Source organism: Pigmentiphaga kullae (genome assembly GCF_004216695.1).
GTDB lineage: Bacteria > Pseudomonadota > Gammaproteobacteria > Burkholderiales > Burkholderiaceae_B > Pigmentiphaga > Pigmentiphaga kullae.
This window is the reverse complement of record NZ_SGXC01000003.1, coordinates 1013064-1030446: the sequence shown is the minus strand read 5'-3', so window position 1 is coordinate 1030446 and position 17383 is coordinate 1013064. Positions and strand designations below refer to the sequence as shown.

Sequence of the window (17383 nt, the reverse complement as noted above, 5' to 3'; positions counted from 1 at the left end):
GCTCAGGGCTCGATCCCCAGGCTGCGGATGAACGGCACCCAGGTCGCGCGCTCGTTCTTCTCGAACGCCAGGGCCTGGGCCGGCGTGGAAGGCGCCATGATCTCGGCCGTCTGGCGCTGGGCGAACTGGACCACCTGCGGGTCGGCCAGGACCCGGTTCAGCGCGGCGTTGAGCCTGGCGACAACGGCGGCGGGCGTGCCCGCGGGGGCGAACACGTTGTTCCACGTGTAGCCCTTGAAGGCCGGCAGGCCGGCCTGGGCGAACGTCGGGACCTTGGGCGTCGAGGCGCCGCGCCGGTCGATGCCGTTGGCCAGCACCTTGACCTTCCCCTGCTCCACCAGGCCCGCCATGCTGGGCAGCGTCACCAGCATCATGTCGACCCGGCCCGCGGCCAGGTCGGCGGCGGCCACGGCCGCGCCCTTGTACGGCACGTGCATCAGATCGATGCCCGCGGCGCGAGCGAACGCGGCACCGGCGATGTGATTGATCGACCCCACGCCGCTGGACGAATACGTCATCGACTGCGAACGTCCCTTGGCCGCCTTGACCAGGTCGGCCAGCGAACCCGGCCCGCCCGCCGGCACCGCCAACGCCAGCGGCGTGCGCGAGACCAGGCCGATGGGCGTCAGGTCGCGCTCCACGTCGAACGGCAGCGACTTCTGCAGCCCGACGTTCATGACGAGTTGCGAGCTGGTGCCGAAGCCCAGGGTATAGCCGTCGGGCGCGGCCTTGGCGACATAGTCGGTGCCGACCACGCCGCCCGCGCCGGGCTTGTTCTCGACGATTACCGGCTGGCCCAGTTCGCCGTACAGCGTCTTGGCCAGTTCCCTGGCCATCGCGTCGTTCACGCTGCCCGGCCCGAAGGCCACGATGAGCCGGATCGGCCGCGCCGGATACGCCGCTTCCTGCGCCCGCAGCGCGGGCGACGTGGACAACATGGCCGTCCCCAGGACGGCAAACAGGATGGTCCGCATATCGATCTCCTATTCGGGCAGGATGCCCAGTTCCCGGATGGTGCGGCCCCAGCGGTCCTTGTCCTCGGCCAGGGCGGTCTTGAACGCGGCCGACGACATGCCCGGATACTCCAGGCCCATCGAATCGAGCTGGCGTTCGACGTCGGGCAGGCGCATCACGCGGTCGAGTTCGCGCCACAGCGTCTCGCGGATCTCGGGCGCGAGGCCCCGTGGCGCGAGCACGCCGTACCAGTTGACCACGCGGAATCCGCGTACCGTCTCGCCCACCGTGGGGACATCGGGCAGCACGCGGGCGCGCTTGTCCTCGGTCACCGCCAGTATCCGCAGCTTGCCGGCGCGCACGTGCGGCAGCAGCAGCGAGCTGCCGCCCGCGAACAATTGGGTCTCGCCCTGCAGCAGCGAGGTCACCGCCGGGCCGCCGCCCTTGTACGGCACGTGCAGCAGGTCGATGCCGACCGTGCTCGCCAGCGAGGCCAGGGCCAGGTGGTTGATGCTGCCTATGCCGCCCGAACCGTAGGTGATCTTGCCGGGATTCGCCCGCGCATGCGCGATCAGGTCCGACAGGCTGCGGAACGGCGACGAGGCGGGCACGGCAATCGCGGTGGTCGCATAGACCAGCATGCACACCGGCTCGAAGGAGGCCACCGGGTCGAACGGCAGTTGCTTGTACAGCGCGCCGGCCATCGCGTGCGTGGACACGCCGCCCATCTCCAGCGTGTAGCCGTCGGCGGGCGCGCGCGCGACGGCCGCCGCGCCTATCGTTCCGCCCGCCCCGGGAAGATTCTCGACCACGACGGGCTGGCCCGTGGACGGAAAGAGCTGCTTGCCCACCAGGCGCGCGAGGATGTCGGTGGTGCCGCCCGCCGCGAACGACGAAATCAGCCGCACCGGACGGCCCGGATAACCGGAGGCCGCGCCGGTGGCGGCGGCAACCGGGCGCAGCATCGAGCCGGCGGCAAGCGCCAGCATGGCGCGTCGGGATAAGGTGCAAGTCCCCATCGGGTCTCCTTCATTCTTCATGGTCGCGCCCCTCTGGGGGGGTCGCCGGGGCGCAGTATAGGAGCGCCCCCGGCCGCCGGCGCCACTCCGCGCGCGTGCATTCCGTGCCACGGAACGGGGCGATTCCAGGAAGCGCCGGCCCGGCGCTATGATCGGGGCGCCAGCACACGGAGGAAACGGCAGGCATGTCCGAAACCAACGCGATCGGGCCGGTAGTCCGGGCGCTGAACATCCTGCGGGCGCTGAACCACCAGCCGCAGAGTTCGCTCCAGTCCCTGCACCAGGCCACCGGACTGCCCAAGTCCACCATCCATCGCCTGCTGGCCACGCTCAAGAGCGAGGGCTACGTGCGCGCCGACGTGGTCAAGGGCACGTACACGCTGACCGAAAAGGTGCTGTGCCTGAGCGAAGGTTTTTCCGAACCCGAACTGGTGGTGGAAGTCGGCGCGCCCATCGTGCTCAAGCGCACGCGCGCCACGGGCCTGCCGCTGGCCCTGGGCACCCTGGACCGCGGCCACATCGTCGTGCGCTACAGCTCCATGCCCTACAGTCCCATCGGCTCCGAGCACACCACCGTCGGCCATGTCCACGATCTCGTGCATTCCGGCATGGGGCAGGCCTACCTGGCCTATTGCAGCCAGGCCGAGCGCGACCGGCTGCTGCAATGGATGCAGGCCTCGCTGCCCGACCCCGGCCTGTGGCCACCGCTGGAACAGGACATCCAGCATCAACTGGCGATCACCCGCCGGCGCGGCTATGGCCTGCGCAAGGGCCAGGGCCGCGGCTCCAGCACCACGCTGGCGGTGCCGCTGGCCCACGGCGAGCGCGTACTGGGCGTGCTGTCGCTGACCACCTTCGGCGCGCTGTTGACCCCGGAGCGCCTGCGCGAATGCGTGGGCCACCTGGACCGGACGCGCCAGGAAATCTGCGCCGCCGTGGGCGCGCGGCTGGCACAAGGCTGACGCGTTCCGTGTCACGGAAAGAAGCGGCGGCACGGTACCGGGCCGCCGCCGCGCGGACTTAAGCTGTCGTGCCGCGAGGCGGCCCGTGCGCCGCCCCGCTCCCACTCTCGTCAGGACTGGAGCCTCGCTTGAAACTCGCCAGCTACGCCACCTTCGACCGGCCCGACACCGCGCGCGTCGGATTCGTGATCTCCGACTCCGAACTGGTCGATGCCGAAACCGCATGCCGCCAATTCGCCCCCGACTTCCAGGGCCCCCTGGACATGCACCGGCTGATCGAAGCCGGCCCCGATTTCTGGGAACAACTCCGGCAGGTGCATGCCGCGCTGGACCAGGCCGGGCTGCCGCGCCTGCCCATGGACACGGTCCGCTTCCTTCCCGCCGTGCCGCGTCCCTCGAAGCTGTGCTGCCTGGCCCTGAACAACAGCGCCAACACCGACCGCATCGTCAAGGGCCCCAAGCACCCGGCGGTCTTCACCAAACCCTGGTCGGCGCTGGTCGGCCACGGCGAACCGATACGCCTGAAGCCCCACTACGGCCGCGTGCACCCGGAGCCCGAACTGGCGATCGTGATCGGCAAGCTGGCGCGCGACATCGACGCGGCCGACGCCTATGACCACGTCTTCGGCTACACCATCCACAACGACCTGACCTCGCCCACCATGCGCGACGAAGACAGCTTCCACTACCGCGCCATCCACCCGGCGCTGGAAGGCGAAGGCATCCGCTACGTCGAAAGCCATGTCTCGTACAGCGGCCGCTACAAGGGTTCGGACACGTTCTCCCCGCTGGGCCCGTGGATCGTCACCCGCGACGAGATCCCCAACCCGCACGCGCTGGACATCTCGTGCCACGTCCGCGAAGAACAGTACGCCAGCGACAACACGGCGAACCTCTTCCACAAGCTGCCCGAGGTCCTGGCCTTCGTCTCCAGCTACATGACGCTGGTGCCGGGCGACGTGGTGTCGATGGGCACGGCGCTGGCCTCGGGCGGCAAACCCGGCCGGGCGGTCCAGAACGCCGACCTGAACAAGATCGGCGGCCCCGTCAGCGTCACCGTGGCGGGGATAGGCAAGCTCAGCAATCCGGTGCAGGCGGGCTGACGCCCCTATTGCTGCGACAGCGGCAAGCCGCGGCTGCCGGCATAGAACACGATCAGCACCACGCCCTGGTCGCCGGTCACGCCGCGGTGGTATTCGCCCACCATTTCCGGCAGGACGTCGCCCTGCCTGAGCAGGCGCGTCTCGCCCGTTTCCTTTTTTTCGACCGTCAGTTCGCCCGACAGGACATAGGCCGCGTTCGGGATGGGATGGGTATGCCAGGGCAGCGCGCTGTGGGCGGGAATCGTGATCCGGAGCACGGTCAGCATCGGCGCGCCCGACGGGTAGGCCACGTAGGGGCGGCCGTCCCACGACGCGCCGCTCTCCATCAGCTTCTCGACCTGCACGCCGGGCGACTCCGCCGCCAGGCCCGCCCCCCCGGCCAGCGCCAATACCAGCGCGGCCAGTCCCCCCACGATCCGTTTCATGGCGAAGTCCCCTTGTCTTGTCTATTGTGCGGCGGCCCATGTGCCGTCCGGATCGCACGATACCATCGACGGCGGCGCCGGCGTAGCGCCGCGTGAACGCACCCGACTACCGGCTCAGAATCTCGGATCGCTCATCACGGAGTGGATCAGCGACGGGCTGCGTTCCAGCGCGAGGCTGATCTGGCGCGCCGTATCGCGCAGCCGCGGCAGGCGGGTCTTCACCAGTTCGTCCATGTCGACCCGCGCGATGTTGCTGGAACAGTTGACGGCGGCCACCGTGCGGCCGTTTCCATCCTTGACCGGCACCGCCACCGCCAGCACGCCGTACTCGAACTGGTCCTGGATCTGGGCATAGCCCCGCTCGCGCGTGGCATCCAGCGCCCGCGAGATCGCCTCGGGATCGCTATAGGTCTTGGACGTATAGGTGGGAAACGGTCCCGCCCGCAGGTATTCGCGCAGCGTCGGCTCACTCAGGCTTGCCAGCAGCACGTGGCCCAGCGACGTCGCGTAGGCCGGCGAACGGTAGCCCACGCCGGCGCGAAAGCCCTTGGTTTCCTTGCTCGGCGCGTGGGCGACATAAACCACGTCGCTCCCGTCCAGGACGGCCAGGGACGCCGAATCATGAAAAGCTTCGACGAGGTCCTGGAGAAAAGGCTGCGCCACCTGCCGCAGGTTCATCGACATCAGGAACGCGGACCCCAGGGCCAGGACCTTGGGCCGCAGGAGGAACCGACGCCCGTTCATGCCGACGAACCCCAACTCCTTCAACGTAAGCAGACAGCGGCGCGCCGTGGCCGGCGCCATGCCGGTCACGGCCGCGACCTCGCTCAGGTTCATTTCCGGGCGCTCCGCCGTGAATGCCTGGATCACCTCCAGCCCGCGGGCCAGCGCGGCGACGAAATCGCCCGAGTCCTTGATGGTCTTGCTGTCGTTCATGGGGATTGCATCGATCCGGGACACTGCACCGCGCGGATTTTACCCGGTGCGGATCGGCAGCTCCCGGCTCCGCCACTGTCCTTGCCATGAACTCCGCGGTCAGGCCACCGGCTCCTTCATCCTGGCCAGCCCCTCGAGCGCAAGGCCGTATCCCAGCACGTCATGCAGGCGCGCCTTGAGCTCCTGGTTCAGGCACACGCGGGTATAACGCCGCACCAGCCGGGGCTGCTTCAGCAGTTCGGCGGCAAGCTCCCGCGCCCGGGGCATCAGGCCAGCGGCCGGCAGCACCTCGTTCACCAGGCCCATCTCCAGCGCCTGCCGCGCGTCGATCTCCTGCCCGGTCAACAGGAAATAGTGGCCCCGCGCCCGTCCCATCAGCAGCGGCATGATCAGATGCATGCCGTCGCCCGGCACCATGCCTCCCCGGAAGTGAGCAGTGTCCTGGATCGTGGCGGTGTCGGATGCCAGCACGATGTCGCCCAGCAGCGGGATCTCGGCATGGCGCACGGCCGGTCCGTTGATGATGCTGATCACGGGCACGTCGATGTCGAGCAGGTTGATGAGCAGGTGCCGGCCTTCCCAATAGATCGGATCGTAGATGGTCGGCGTCATCGAGTTGCGATTGACGTGCCCCCCCGGCGCCACGGGCGGACCGCTGAAGGCATCGCCCGTTCCCGTCATGATCACGACCTCGTTCTCGCGGTCGCGCCCCACGTCCAGGAAAGCCTGCTCGAACTCCCGGTGCGATTGCAGGTTCCATTGAAGGGGTCCGCCCTGGTGGTGGAAATGCATCTCCAGCACGCCGGCCTCGCGGACCATTCTGATGGTCTCGAATTTGTTTGCGTAGTCGTTGAAATGGCTCACGGTTCATTCCTGCTGGTGAAAAGGCATCACAGCTTGATGCCGGCGGACTGGATGGACTGGCGCCAGCGTTCGGTATCGCCGCGCATGAGATCGCCGAACTCGGCCCGGCTGTCGCCTCCCGGTGTCAGCGCCTGGGGTAGAAGCACTTCCTCCACGAAATGCCGGTCGCCCAGCACGGCCCGCACGTCGGCGTGGATCTTGTCCAGGATATCGGCCGGCGTCCCGGCGCGGCCCGCCAGGCCAAACCAGACGTTGACGGCAAAGCCCGGCACCCCCGCCTCGGCAACGGTGGGCAGGTCCGGGCGCAGGGAGACGCGCTGCTGCGTGGCCACCGCGAGAATGCGGACCGTTCCGGCCTTCTCCTGCTGCTGGAATGCGCCCAGCGTGCCGATGTAGAGACCGATCTGCCCGCCTATCATGTCGGTGGTGACCTGTGCGGTTCCCTTGTAGGGAACGTGCAGCATGCGCGTCCCGCTAAGCTGCTGGAACTCTTCCATCGCAACGTGCGGATAGGATCCGGGGCCGAGCGATCCATACGGCGTATTCGGATGCGCCTTCAGGTAGGCCACCAGTTCCTTCACGTTGTGCACGGGCAGCTTGCTCGAAACGACCAGGATGGGGACCTGTCGCGCGACCACGGTGATGGGCGCGAAGTCCTTCAACGGGTCGTACGCCATGTCCGCATGCAGCGAAGGCAGGATGACGAACGGCGCGCTGTCCGACAACACCAGGGTATAGCCGTCGGACGGCGCCTTGGCGACCGCGGCCGCGCCTATCATGCCGGAGGCGCCGCCGCGGTTCTCGACGATCACGGGCTGGCCCCACCGGGTGCTCAGTTGCGAGGCGATGCTGCGCGCGACGGTGTCCGTGGCTCCGCCCGGCGTATAGGGCACGACGATGCGCACCGGCCGATCGGGGTAGCCCGGTGCGGCATGCGCGCCGGCCGCGCCGGCCAGCAGCGCGGCGCATGCCAGGCCGCGAACGATGGAAGTCTTCACGATGTCTCCTCCTTGGTGTCTTTATCCCAGGAACTCGGGCTCCGGCAATCCCTGCACGCCGGGCCTGACCGCCAGCACGTTGCCGGCCAGTGGTTGCTGCGCCAGCTCCTTTTCCTGCATGCGGCGCCTGGCGGTGGTGATGTAGAGGACGTCGAGGTCGGGACCGCCGAAACACAGGCTCGATACTCGGCGCACCGGCAGGTTGATGACCGTGTCGATGCGGCCGCGCGGGTCGTAGCGCGTCACGCACCAGCCATCCATGTTGGCGCTCCAGAAGCAGCCGTCGGCATCCACGGTGGAGCCATCGCAGATGCCCCGCCCCAGCGGAACGTCGGCGAAATGGCGGCGATTGTGGATGGTCCCGTCCACCGCGTCGTAGTCGAAGACATCGATCCGGCAGCTGAACGAATCGGTCATGTACATGAGGCGGTTGTCGGGGCTGAACGAGATGCCGTTGATGGCGGTGATGCCCTCCATGATCAGCGTCGTGCGCAGATCGGGATCGAGCCTGAACAGCCGTCCTCGCGGCGTATAGGCGGCAGCCTCGACCGTGCCTGACCAGAAGCGGCCATGCCGGTCGACCTTGCCATCGTTGAAGCGGTTGCCCGGACGCTCGGCGTCGGGCCGCGCGATCTCGGACAAGGCGCCGGTCTCGGGCGAAAAGAAATAGAAGCCCGAACGCATTCCCACGACCAGCCCTCCCTGCGCCCGCAGGCCGATGCTGCCGACCTCCTCGTGCATCTTCCAGCTCTGCTTGTCGCCGCTGGCGGGGTCCAGCCGGTGGATGAACTGCCCGATGCCGTCCACCCACCAGAGTTTCTGGTGCCGATGGTCCCAGACGATGGACTCGCCCAGGACGTCCTGCCCCGCGTCGGCGATCTCGACGACGGACCCGACCATGTCGATCGGCCGCGTTGTGCTGCGAACTGTCATGCCCCTTCCTTTTTTTCGCTAGACGAATTTTTTTTCGATTAACGAATAAATGGTGCGCGCGTCGGAAAAGGAAGTCAAGAAAAAAGGGGGAAGTCGTCCGCGGCGGGACAAAGGAGAAATCAGGAAGAAGCCGCCGCGCACGGGCGGCTTACCCGGCAAGCAGGTCAGGCGTCGATGTCGACTTCCTCGCACCACAGATCCCAGCACCGCTTGAGCTGGCCGCGGTTGGTCTCGGTGGCGAGGTCGGACTCGGTCTCGGACAGGTAGCGCACGCGGTCCGACACCCGCATCGCCCCCAGTTGCATGCCCGCGTTGACCTCGGCGTAGACCGCCCGGTAGATGGCTTCCTCCAGGCTGGTTCCCACCATGGTCGATCCATGGCCCACCATCAGCACCGCGCTGGCGGGCCCCAGGGTGTCGGCCAGGTGACGGCCCAGGTCGTGGTCGCGTATCAGCATGTCGGTCTCGCGGCCGGTGGCCTCGCGGATGTCGAACTTCGCGGTGCGCGTCAGGAACCCGGCCATGTGGAACATGGGTTTGACGGATACGTCGGTGGCGGCGATGGTGATCATGGCCGCCGAGTGGCTGTGGACCACGGCCTGGACGTCGGGGCGGGTGCGGTAGATCTCGCCGTGGATGAAGCGCTCCAGGTACAGGCGCCGGGTATCGCCACCCACCGGATTCGATTCCTCGTCCAGTTCGACGATGTCCGCTTCCTTGACGAGATTGGGCGCCCGGTTGCACGAGATCAGGTAGTGGCCCGCGATTTCGGGGTGCCGGCAACTGACGTGTCCGAAGCCGTCGACGATGCCTTTCAGGTAAAGGATGCGGTTGGCCCGCGCCAGGTTGCGGCGCGCCTCCAGCACGATTTCTTTCATGAGCATGCTCCCCGTTTTCCGCTCGTTGTATCGATTCCGTATTGTGCACCGGAAGATTGCATCAATTTTCTTGATCTTCGACATCAATCTGGCTGACCGACTTGACGGCTGGCCTGTGAAATACTCGGGTCCAAGAAGAGAACATCCGGAGGATACCCGTGACCCCTACTCCCCCCGCACGCGGGCTGGCCCTGATCGGCGGCGGCCTGGCGCTTTCGTTCGCCCTGGCCGCCACCGCGGCCGACTGGCCCACCCGGCCCATCACCTTCGTCGTGCCCTCGTCGCCCGGCGGCGGCACCGACATCTACGCCCGGCTGCTGGCCGAAGGCGTGGGCAAGGAGCTCAAGCAGACCGTCGTGGTCGAGAACAAGCCCGGCGCCAGCGGCAACATCGGCGCGGCGGCGGCCGCTCGCGCCACGCCCGACGGCTACACCTTCCTGGTCTCGGCCACGCCGGCGATCGCGGTCAACCCCTATCTGTACAAGAACCTGCCCTACGACGCCGAGAAAGACCTCGCGCCGGTGGCCCGCGGCGTGGACGCGCCCCTGGTCTACGTCGTGCCGCCCGGCTCGCGCTTCAAGACACTGGACGACCTGCTGGCCGCGGGCAAGAGCGAACCCGGCAAGCTGGCGTTCGGATCGGCCGGCCACGGCTCGCCCACCTTCCTGGGCGTGAAGGTCATGGAAGAGAAGACCGGCGCCGCGTTCACGCACGTGCCGTACAAGGGCATGGCGCCGACCATGCAGGACTTCCTGGGCGGACGCCTGGACTTCCTGCAGTCGGACGTCGCCTCGGTGCTTCCCCACATCAAGTCCGGCAAGGCCGTCCCGCTCGCCATCAGCAGCAAGTCGCCACTGTTCCCCAAGGTGCCGGTCTGGACCGACAAGGGCCTGCCCGACGTGCCGCAGTCCTTCAGCGTGATGGCGCCCGCGGGCACGCCCGACGCCGTCATCCAGAAAATGAGCCAGACCGTGGTCAAGGCCATGCAGGAGCCGTCGGTCAAGCAACGCCTGATCGAACAGGGCTACCTCCCGGTCTCGGACACGCCCGCCAGGTTCAGCCAGCAGTTGAAGGCCGAACGCGCGATGTGGAAGTCGCTGATCGAGCGCAACCACATCACGGTCGAATAAGCCCGTGGCCGGCGCTCAGCCCTGCGCGACGCGGGCGAGCGCCTTCCTCAGCCAGGTCGCGCCGGCATCCTTCCTGTGCCGGGAATGCCAGTGCTGGTGGACCACGTAGCTGGGCGACTCGAACGGCAGGTCCACCGCCATCAGCGGCGCGAAGCGCATCAGCGCGCGGCTCAGCCGGGCCGGCACGACGGCCACCAGATCGCTGTCGGCCAGCATGTGCTCGATGCCGGCGAAACTCGATTGTTCCAGGCGGATGTTGGGACGCGCGCCCAGCTTCTCGGCCGCATGATCTTCCCAGCGCTGCCGGTTGCGGCCGCGGCTGGCCACCGACAGGTGCGGCAGCCGCAGGAAATCGTCGACCGGCATACCGGCCCGCAGCGCCGGATGGCCGGCCCGCCCCAGGCAGACGTAGTGCTCGCGGTACAGCCGCTGCCGGATGACCGACTTGCCCATGGTAGGCACGTGTCCCAGCACCAGGTCCAGCGTGCCGGACTCCAGGTGCCACGGCGTCTCGGCCGTGATCTCGATCTGTTCCAGGCTGACGCCGGGCGCTTCGCCCGCCAGCAGCGAACGCACGCCCGGCATCAGCACATAGACGCCGATTTCGCTCATCGCCACCCGGAAGTGGCGGGTCGCCACGGCGGGGTCGAAGGCATCGCCCTCCAGCGCGCTGGCCTGGAGCAGTTGCTGGGCCTGCTTGAGTCCCGGGTAAATCGACTCGGCCTTGATGGTCGGGATCATGCCGACGGCGCTGCGCACGAACAGATCGTCCCCGTAGATCTCGCGCAGCCGGGCCAGCGCCATGCTGACGGTGGAAGGATTCATCCCCAGGCGCGCGGCCACGCGCGCGATGCTGGTGACCTCGTACAGAGCGGTGAATATGCTGATCTGGCGGTAGTCGGGAAAACTCCTGGCGTCCGCGCCCTTGCGATCATCGTCCATGGCCAGAGGGTGCCTCAATCTTCGTCCAGTTCCGCGAACCGGTCGGCCAGATGGTCGACCAGGGCCCGCACGGCGGGCAGCAGCCCGCGCCGCGATGCGAACACCGCATGGATGATCTCGCGCGGAGGCGCCCAGCCGGGGATGACGTGGACCAGTTCGCCGCTGACCAGTTCGTCGCGCACCATCATCGCCGGCAGCTGCACCACGCCCGCGCCCGCCACGGCGGCCGCGCGCAGCGCCGGCATGCCGCGCGTGATCAGCCGGGGATGATGGCGCACGGCGGCATGCGCGCCATCGGGCCCGATCAGGTTCCAGACATATTCCTGCTGCGGCACGCCCAGCGCCAGGCTGGGCAGGTCCGCCAGGTCGGCGGGCGCGCGCGGGGTGCCGTTCCTGAGCAGTTCCGGACAGGCCACGAGATATTGACCGCGATTCGCCAGCACACGCATGACCAGCCCGCTGTCCTCCAGCGGCGGCGGCCGCACGCGCAAGGCGATGTCCATGCCCTCTCCCACCACGTCCACCCGCCGGTTGGTTTCCTCCAGGTGGACTTCCACGCGGGGATAAGCGACCATGAAGCCGGCCACCATCTCGGCCACCCGCGCATCCAGCAGCGCCACCGGACACGCTAGGCGCACGATGCCGCGCGGCTCGGCATGCATCACCGCGATGGCGTCGTCGGCGGCCTCGGCCTCCACCAGCATGGCCTTGCAATGACCGTAGTAGGTCTGGCCGATCTCCGTCACCGCGAAGCGCCGCGTCGAGCGCTGGATGAGCCGGACCCCCAGGCGTTCCTCCAGCAGCGCGATGCGGCGGCTGAGCTTGGACTTGGGTATGCCCAGGGCGCGACCGGCCGGGGCGAAGCCGCCATGGTCCACCACCTGCACGTAGTAATAAAGGTCGTTGAGGTCCTGCATGACCATCGTTCCTTAAATAGAACGCTCCATGCGAATTCTGCCATCTACCGGGAATTTCGTCCCGTCCATATGATGTCTCCATCGACCGTTACCACGGTTCCCCTTCCAGGAGATCGGCATGAAGAAGATCCTCGGCGTCTATAGCGCTCCCCGGCCCCATTGGGTGGGCGACGGCTTTCCCGTGCGCTCGCTGTTCGGTTATGACGGCCTGGGCCGCCATCTCAGCCCCTTCCTGCTGCTGGACCATGCCGCGCCGACACCGTTTCCGCCCGCGGCTCGTCCGCGCGGCGTGGGCCGCCACCCGCACCGTGGGTTCGAGACCGTCACCGTCGTCTACCAGGGCGAGGTCGAGCATCGCGACTCCACCGGCGCCGGCGGCCTGATCGGCCCGGGCGACGTGCAGTGGATGACCGCGGCCGGCGGGATCCTGCACGAGGAATTCCACTCGCGCGCCTTCACCGAGCGCGGCGGCACCATAGAAATGGTGCAGTTGTGGGTGAACCTGCCCGCGCAGGACAAGATGGGCGAACCGGGCTACCAGACCCTGCTCGATGCGCAGATTCCCTCGGTCGAGCTGCCCGACGGCGCCGGCCGCGTGCGGGTGATCGCCGGGGAATACGGCGGCGGCAAGGGCCCGGCCCGGACCCATACGCCCATCGACATGTGGGACATCCGCCTGGCGCAGGGCGGCCACGCCCGCTTCGACGGCACGTCCGGCCACACGCTGGCGCTGGTCGTGCTGCGCGGAACGGTGTTGGTGAACGGCGAAACGCTGGCGCGCGAAGGACAACTCGTGCATTTCGAGCGCGACGGCACCGGTGTCACGCTGGAGGCCAACAATGACGCCGTCCTGCTGTGGCTGGCGGGCGAGCCCATCGACGAGCCGGTCGTGGGCTACGGTCCCTTCGTCATGAACACGCAGGCCGAGATCCAGCAAGCCATCGACGACTACAACGCCGGCCGCTTCGAACGGGCCGCCTGACCTTCCCCCGGAGGAAGCCCTTCCCGCTTCCCCGGGGATTCACGCAGTCCCATCCGACCAGGAGCATGACCATGAGCAAGCCCTACATCCGCCTCGACAAGAACGATGCCGCCGTATTGCTGGTGGACCACCAGACCGGCCTCTTGTCGCTGGTCCGCGACATCGATCCCGACAAGTTCAAGAACAACGTCCTGGCGCTGGCCGACATGGCCGAGTATTTCAAGCTGCCCACCATCCTGACCACCAGCTTCGAGAACGGCCCCAACGGCCCGCTGGTTCCCGAACTGAAGGCCCAGTTTCCCGACGCGCCCTACATCGCGCGCCCGGGCAACATCAACGCCTGGGACAACGAAGACTTCGTCAAGGCCGTCAAGGCCACGGGCAAGAAACAGCTCATCATCGCCGGCGTGGTCACCGAAGTGTGCGTGGCCTTCCCCGCCCTGTCGGCCATCGAGGAAGGTTTCGAGGTCTTCGTCATCTCCGACGCGTCGGGCACCTTCAACCCGCTCACCCGCGATGCCGCGTGGGACCGCATGTCGCGCGCCGGCGTGCAACTGATGACCTGGTTCGGCGCCGCCTGCGAACTGCACCGCGACTGGCGCAACGACGTGGAAGGGCTGGCCGCCTTGTTCTCCAACCACATCCCCGACTACCGCAACCTGATCACGAGCTACGACACGCTGACGGCGTCGAAGTAAGCGGATGGGCCGGGACACCCCGGCCCATCCCCCTTGCTACTCCGTCACGCACGCGAAGCTGGCCGCATCGCCGACCGGGCCTTCGCCCTTGTACTTCGGCCATCCCGGGAACCGGCACATCGGCCGCGTCCTGGCCGCGCCCGGATTGGCATCGATGGCGGTCAGCACGCCCGGCGCGGTGCCCTGCTCCACCCAGCCCGTCAGCGCTCCCAGCGCATCGTAGGTCGCGTTGAAAGGCCCGAAGCCATGGCCAAGCCCCGGCACCACGTAGAAACGCGCGAACCCATCGACCGTGGACTGGCCCTTGCCCGCCACCAGCTTGTTCCAATAGACGATGGAGTTGTGCGGCGTGATGAAATCATCGGCGGTGCCGTGGATCATGATCAGCTTGCCACCCTTCGCGATGAACGGTGCCAGGTCGATGTCGGACACGTCCATGATGCCGCCCACCTCCTTGATGCGCGTCTCGTAGGTCTTGGGATCGAGCGTCATGGGATCGAAGTTGACGTCGCGGGTGATGATGTACTTGGTCGTGGCCGCGCCGACCGAATACAGCAGCGCCTCCTTGCCCGACAGAGGATTGGCCGGCTGGGGAACGGTGCCATAGGATGACACGTTGAACAGCGCGCCTTCCAGTATCGGCCAGCGTTCGAACTGCGTCATGCCGGCGATTTCCACGCCCGGCTTGTAGGGCGAAGCAATTGTCTCCACGCCCGCTATCTGCGCATCGGACAGGCAGGTATCGCCCGTGTCCCCACCGCCCGCGCAGCGCAGCGTGGCACGCACGCCGGCGATGCCGAACGCCGCGTCGCAGCCGGCCACGTTGCTGATGACGCCGTCCTTCACGCCATCCAGCGGATCGCAGGCGGCGTAGACCGCGTCGGTCAGAAGCTTGACCTTGGCCGCGTTCATCCAGTTGGCGCCGCCGTTGCCGTACATGGCCCGCCCCGCGTTCAGGGAACCCAGGTGCAGCATGGTCACGTTGTAGGCCGGATAGTTCGACACCACGCCATCGTAGTCGCCTGGGTAGCGCGCCGCGGCGTCCAGCGCCTCGTGCCCGCCCTGCGAGGCGCCGATGAAATAGAAGCGCTCGGGCGCGGCGCCGTAGCGGACCTTGATCAGCGCCATCGCCACGTCGTGCGTCTTCTTGATGGACAACTGGCCGAAGTTCATCAGGGATTCGGCGTTCAGCGCGAACGAGGCGTCGAAGCCGGCGCTGGATTTGTGGCCGCCGTCGCTGCCCAGGGTCACGTAGCCCTGCGCCAGCGGCGCCTTGGAATCGGCCGGTTGCAGCGGATACTTGCCCAAGCCCGTCACCAGCGAGCCGTTGAACGCCCCGCCGCCCAGTTGCAGGGCGCGCTTATTCCAGGCCGTGGGAAGGTTCACCTGGAACTCCAGGTTGGGCGCGGCCGGATCGACCGGCATGACGATGCCGCGCACGGCGCAGTATTCGCCGTTGGCATTGCCCTCGGCATCGGCCTTGACCAGCGTGGCAGACTGCACCACGGCGCCCGAGGTCGGCTTGCCGATCTCGGACCTGGCGATCATCCTGCCGTTCAGGTCGCTGCACGACTGGGCGGCGGATAGCCCCGGTCCGGGGTCGGATGGGGTGGGCGCGGGGTCGTCGCTGCCGCCGCAGGCCGCCAGGGCGGCGAGGACGACAGCGGACAGCGGAACGTGAAGAATCTTCATGGATCTCCTCCGGGTGCGGGTTTCTTATCGTTCTCGCGCACCCTCCGGCCCGGACACGAGCCATGGCGCGCGTCCGGCAAAGATGCCTCATGTGATTAACAAAGTAAACAATCAAGTCACCTTACTTTGTATCAAGACCCGATTCGGGGAAGCGGGCTCGAGCGACCCGCTCCCGCTACTTCTTATCCGCCTGTCTGTAGGCGCGGCGAGCCGCCTGAATCTCCGCACCCGAAATCCCCAGCTCCGCCATGGACTCCACCAGCATGCGCAGCAGCCGTTCGCGCTGCCGGATGCGGACAGTCTCCACGCGGCGCGTCCGCTCGAGCTGGCGCGAGGTCGCGTTCAATCGCCGCTGGATGGCTTCCTGCACGGCGCCTTCGGCGTCATGGTGGACATCGACCGTCTCCTGCATGTGCTTCTCCCGTGTCACCAAGCAATCCGGCGGCGATGCGGCGTCAAGCCGCCGCGGCGGCCGGCTCGCTCTGGGCCGGCTGGCCTGCCTCGACCTGCTGCCCCTCTTCGGCGCGGAAATTGCGCAGGTAGAGGAAGAACTGCCCCATCATCTGCGTCCAGATCTGCGCCGCGACGACCAGGTGATTGGGCGACACGCCGCCGGCCGCCACCACGTCCATCTCCAGCACGACGAAATCGCCATGCTGGGAGACACGCGCGAAACGCTTGGTGCGGTGCCATTCGGTCAGCAGGCCGGCCGGCAGTTCGCCGCCCTGTACCCGCAGCGGGCAACTGAAGGTGAAATCGGCGTACTGGTCCTTGGCCTGGGCATTGCCCCAGAGCACCTGGAAACCGACGCCATGGCTGGCGCTGTGCAGGCGGACCACGCCATCCTGTTCGATCGGGGTCACGGCGCAGCCGGCGGCCTTGATGGCTTCGGCCACCTGATCGGCGCCGACGAAAGTCAGCACCTGGGCTGCGGCGTTTTCCACGGCGGCTTGGTTGTCGTTCTTGCTCATGTTCTGTCCTGATGATGAATGATGTTCAGTTGGCCTTGCTCATCGCGGCATCCAGCGCCGCGCTGTCGATCTTGACCGAGCCGGCCGGTGCCAGCCTGGCCATGTAGGCCTCGATCAACTCCTGCTTGCGCTGCTGCCGCAGCACCTGCTGCAGGCGCGGCTTGACCTCGTCCAGCGTCGCGGTGCGCGGTGCCTGCGATTCGAGCAGCTTGAGCACGTGTATGCCCGCCTGGGACTGGACGGGATCGCTCACCTGGCCGGGCTGCAGCCGGGAAACGGGCTCGCGCACCTCGGGCAGCAACTGCGCCAGGGGCAGGGTTCCAACGTCGCCGCCGCGCGCCGCCGAGCGCTCGTCCTGCGAATGCTTGCGCGCCATCTCGGCGAAATCGCCGCCGCGGGCCTGGGCCAGCAGCTCCTGCGCCTGCGCGCGGGCCTTGGCGACGGCCGCGCCGTCGTTGGCCGGCGCCGCCAGGAAAATCTGGGCCACGTGATAAGTGGCGGGAAGCTGGAAGCTCTCCTTGGCGCCCTCGTAGGCCGCGCGCATGTCGGCTTCCGAGGGATAGCCTTCGGGAAGCTGCGCCACTGAATCCAGGTACGAGGTGGCGACGATGCGATCCGTGACCTCGCGTACCGCCGCGTCCACGCGCGCCTTGATTTCGGCGCGCTTTTCCCAGCCCTTGCCCTGGGCTTCCTTGAGCAGCGCCTCGCTGGCCAGGCGTTGGCGCAGCCAGTTCTCCAGGCCGGCGCGATTGCCCTTGATGGCATCGCGCTCGGCGTCGGGCATGCCCCGCAGGAGTTGCTCGACCTCCTGCTGCTTGATCGAGACGCTGCCTACGCTGGCGACCGAAACGCCGCTGTCCGCGGCGTAAACCGGGGCTGCGACGCCCAGCCAGGCGGCGAGCAGGCCCGCAAGGACGGCCGGCATGGAATGCGTGGAGGGATTCTGTTTGAGCTTCATGACTTCAACTTCCTTTTCTGA

General features: G+C 67.6%; 19 protein-coding genes. 5 read left to right on the top strand and 14 right to left on the bottom strand.

Going from position 1 to position 17383, the window contains the following annotated elements; genetic code table 11:
- Window positions 1-2 precede the first annotated feature (2 nt).
- Both EV675_RS27645 and EV675_RS27640 read right to left on the bottom strand, forming a co-directional pair.
- Window positions 3-974: a Bug family tripartite tricarboxylate transporter substrate binding protein gene (locus EV675_RS27645; protein ID WP_130361828.1), complete on the bottom strand. Its 972-nt coding sequence runs from the start codon at window positions 972-974 to the stop codon at window positions 3-5.
- A gap of 9 nt (window positions 975-983) precedes the next feature.
- Window positions 984-1973, bottom strand: coding sequence for a Bug family tripartite tricarboxylate transporter substrate binding protein (locus tag EV675_RS27640; RefSeq protein ID WP_130361827.1), 990 nt, complete (start codon window positions 1971-1973; stop codon window positions 984-986).
- 185 nt (window positions 1974-2158) lie between these two features.
- On the opposite strand from EV675_RS27640, the gene EV675_RS27635 reads away from it, so the two are divergent.
- Together EV675_RS27635 and EV675_RS27630 are read left to right on the top strand one after the other, a co-directional pair.
- The gene (locus tag EV675_RS27635) at window positions 2159-2935 is read left to right on the top strand and encodes a helix-turn-helix domain-containing protein (RefSeq protein ID WP_130361826.1); all 777 of its coding nucleotides are present in this window, start codon (window positions 2159-2161) and stop codon (window positions 2933-2935) included.
- Window positions 2936-3063: 128 nt separating this feature from the next.
- Entirely contained in the window at window positions 3064-4038 is a 975-nt protein-coding gene (locus EV675_RS27630) for a fumarylacetoacetate hydrolase family protein (protein WP_242621618.1), read from the top strand.
- 5 nt (window positions 4039-4043) lie between these two features.
- Here EV675_RS27630 and EV675_RS27625 read toward each other — a convergent pair whose 3' ends face one another.
- From EV675_RS27625 to EV675_RS27600, 6 genes are all read right to left on the bottom strand, one after another.
- Complete coding sequence (locus tag EV675_RS27625; RefSeq protein ID WP_130361825.1) at window positions 4044-4463, bottom strand: cupin domain-containing protein; 420 nt, start codon at window positions 4461-4463, stop codon at window positions 4044-4046.
- 114 nt (window positions 4464-4577) lie between these two features.
- Window positions 4578-5399, bottom strand: coding sequence for an IclR family transcriptional regulator domain-containing protein (locus tag EV675_RS27620; protein WP_130361824.1), 822 nt, complete (start codon window positions 5397-5399; stop codon window positions 4578-4580).
- 99 nt (window positions 5400-5498) lie between these two features.
- The gene (locus tag EV675_RS27615; protein WP_130361823.1) at window positions 5499-6263 is read right to left on the bottom strand and encodes an enoyl-CoA hydratase/isomerase family protein; all 765 of its coding nucleotides are present in this window, start codon (window positions 6261-6263) and stop codon (window positions 5499-5501) included.
- A gap of 26 nt (window positions 6264-6289) precedes the next feature.
- Window positions 6290-7261 (bottom strand): Bug family tripartite tricarboxylate transporter substrate binding protein, encoded by a 972-nt coding sequence (locus EV675_RS27610; protein WP_165404800.1) that lies wholly within the window; start codon window positions 7259-7261, stop codon window positions 6290-6292.
- 21 nt (window positions 7262-7282) lie between these two features.
- On the bottom strand, window positions 7283-8194 hold the full coding sequence (locus EV675_RS27605) for an SMP-30/gluconolactonase/LRE family protein (protein ID WP_130361821.1): 912 nt from the start codon (window positions 8192-8194) through the stop codon (window positions 7283-7285).
- A 164-nt stretch (window positions 8195-8358) separates the two neighbouring features.
- Window positions 8359-9078 (bottom strand): class II aldolase/adducin family protein, encoded by a 720-nt coding sequence (locus EV675_RS27600; RefSeq protein WP_130361820.1) that lies wholly within the window; start codon window positions 9076-9078, stop codon window positions 8359-8361.
- 152 nt (window positions 9079-9230) lie between these two features.
- Between EV675_RS27600 and EV675_RS27595 the strand changes: the two genes are divergently transcribed.
- Window positions 9231-10202, top strand: coding sequence for a Bug family tripartite tricarboxylate transporter substrate binding protein (locus EV675_RS27595; protein WP_165404799.1), 972 nt, complete (start codon window positions 9231-9233; stop codon window positions 10200-10202).
- Between the two features lie 15 nt (window positions 10203-10217).
- Here the strand turns inward: EV675_RS27595 and EV675_RS27590 are convergent, their stop codons facing one another.
- Together EV675_RS27590 and EV675_RS27585 are read right to left on the bottom strand one after the other, a co-directional pair.
- Window positions 10218-11144 (bottom strand): LysR family transcriptional regulator, encoded by a 927-nt coding sequence (locus tag EV675_RS27590; RefSeq protein ID WP_130361818.1) that lies wholly within the window; start codon window positions 11142-11144, stop codon window positions 10218-10220.
- A gap of 14 nt (window positions 11145-11158) precedes the next feature.
- Window positions 11159-12061, bottom strand: a complete 903-nt coding sequence (locus tag EV675_RS27585) for a LysR family transcriptional regulator (protein WP_130361817.1) — start codon at window positions 12059-12061, stop codon at window positions 11159-11161.
- A gap of 118 nt (window positions 12062-12179) precedes the next feature.
- On the opposite strand from EV675_RS27585, the gene EV675_RS27580 reads away from it, so the two are divergent.
- Both EV675_RS27580 and ycaC read left to right on the top strand, forming a co-directional pair.
- Window positions 12180-13043 carry a pirin family protein gene (locus EV675_RS27580; protein WP_130361816.1) on the top strand — a complete coding sequence of 288 codons (864 nt, stop codon included), beginning with the start codon at window positions 12180-12182 and terminating at the stop codon, window positions 13041-13043.
- Between the two features lie 71 nt (window positions 13044-13114).
- Entirely contained in the window at window positions 13115-13741 is a 627-nt protein-coding gene (gene ycaC, locus EV675_RS27575; protein WP_130361815.1) for an isochorismate family cysteine hydrolase YcaC, read from the top strand.
- 36 nt (window positions 13742-13777) lie between these two features.
- Here ycaC and EV675_RS27570 read toward each other — a convergent pair whose 3' ends face one another.
- From EV675_RS27570 to EV675_RS27555, 4 genes are all read right to left on the bottom strand, one after another.
- Window positions 13778-15433: a tannase/feruloyl esterase family alpha/beta hydrolase gene (locus tag EV675_RS27570; RefSeq protein WP_130361814.1), complete on the bottom strand. Its 1656-nt coding sequence runs from the start codon at window positions 15431-15433 to the stop codon at window positions 13778-13780.
- 175 nt (window positions 15434-15608) lie between these two features.
- Window positions 15609-15845 carry a hypothetical protein gene (locus EV675_RS27565; protein ID WP_130361813.1) on the bottom strand — a complete coding sequence of 79 codons (237 nt, stop codon included), beginning with the start codon at window positions 15843-15845 and terminating at the stop codon, window positions 15609-15611.
- A gap of 43 nt (window positions 15846-15888) precedes the next feature.
- On the bottom strand, window positions 15889-16404 hold the full coding sequence (locus tag EV675_RS27560) for a YbjN domain-containing protein (protein WP_130361812.1): 516 nt from the start codon (window positions 16402-16404) through the stop codon (window positions 15889-15891).
- A 25-nt stretch (window positions 16405-16429) separates the two neighbouring features.
- Entirely contained in the window at window positions 16430-17362 is a 933-nt protein-coding gene (locus EV675_RS27555; protein ID WP_130361811.1) for a peptidylprolyl isomerase, read from the bottom strand.
- Window positions 17363-17383: the final 21 nt, after the last annotated feature.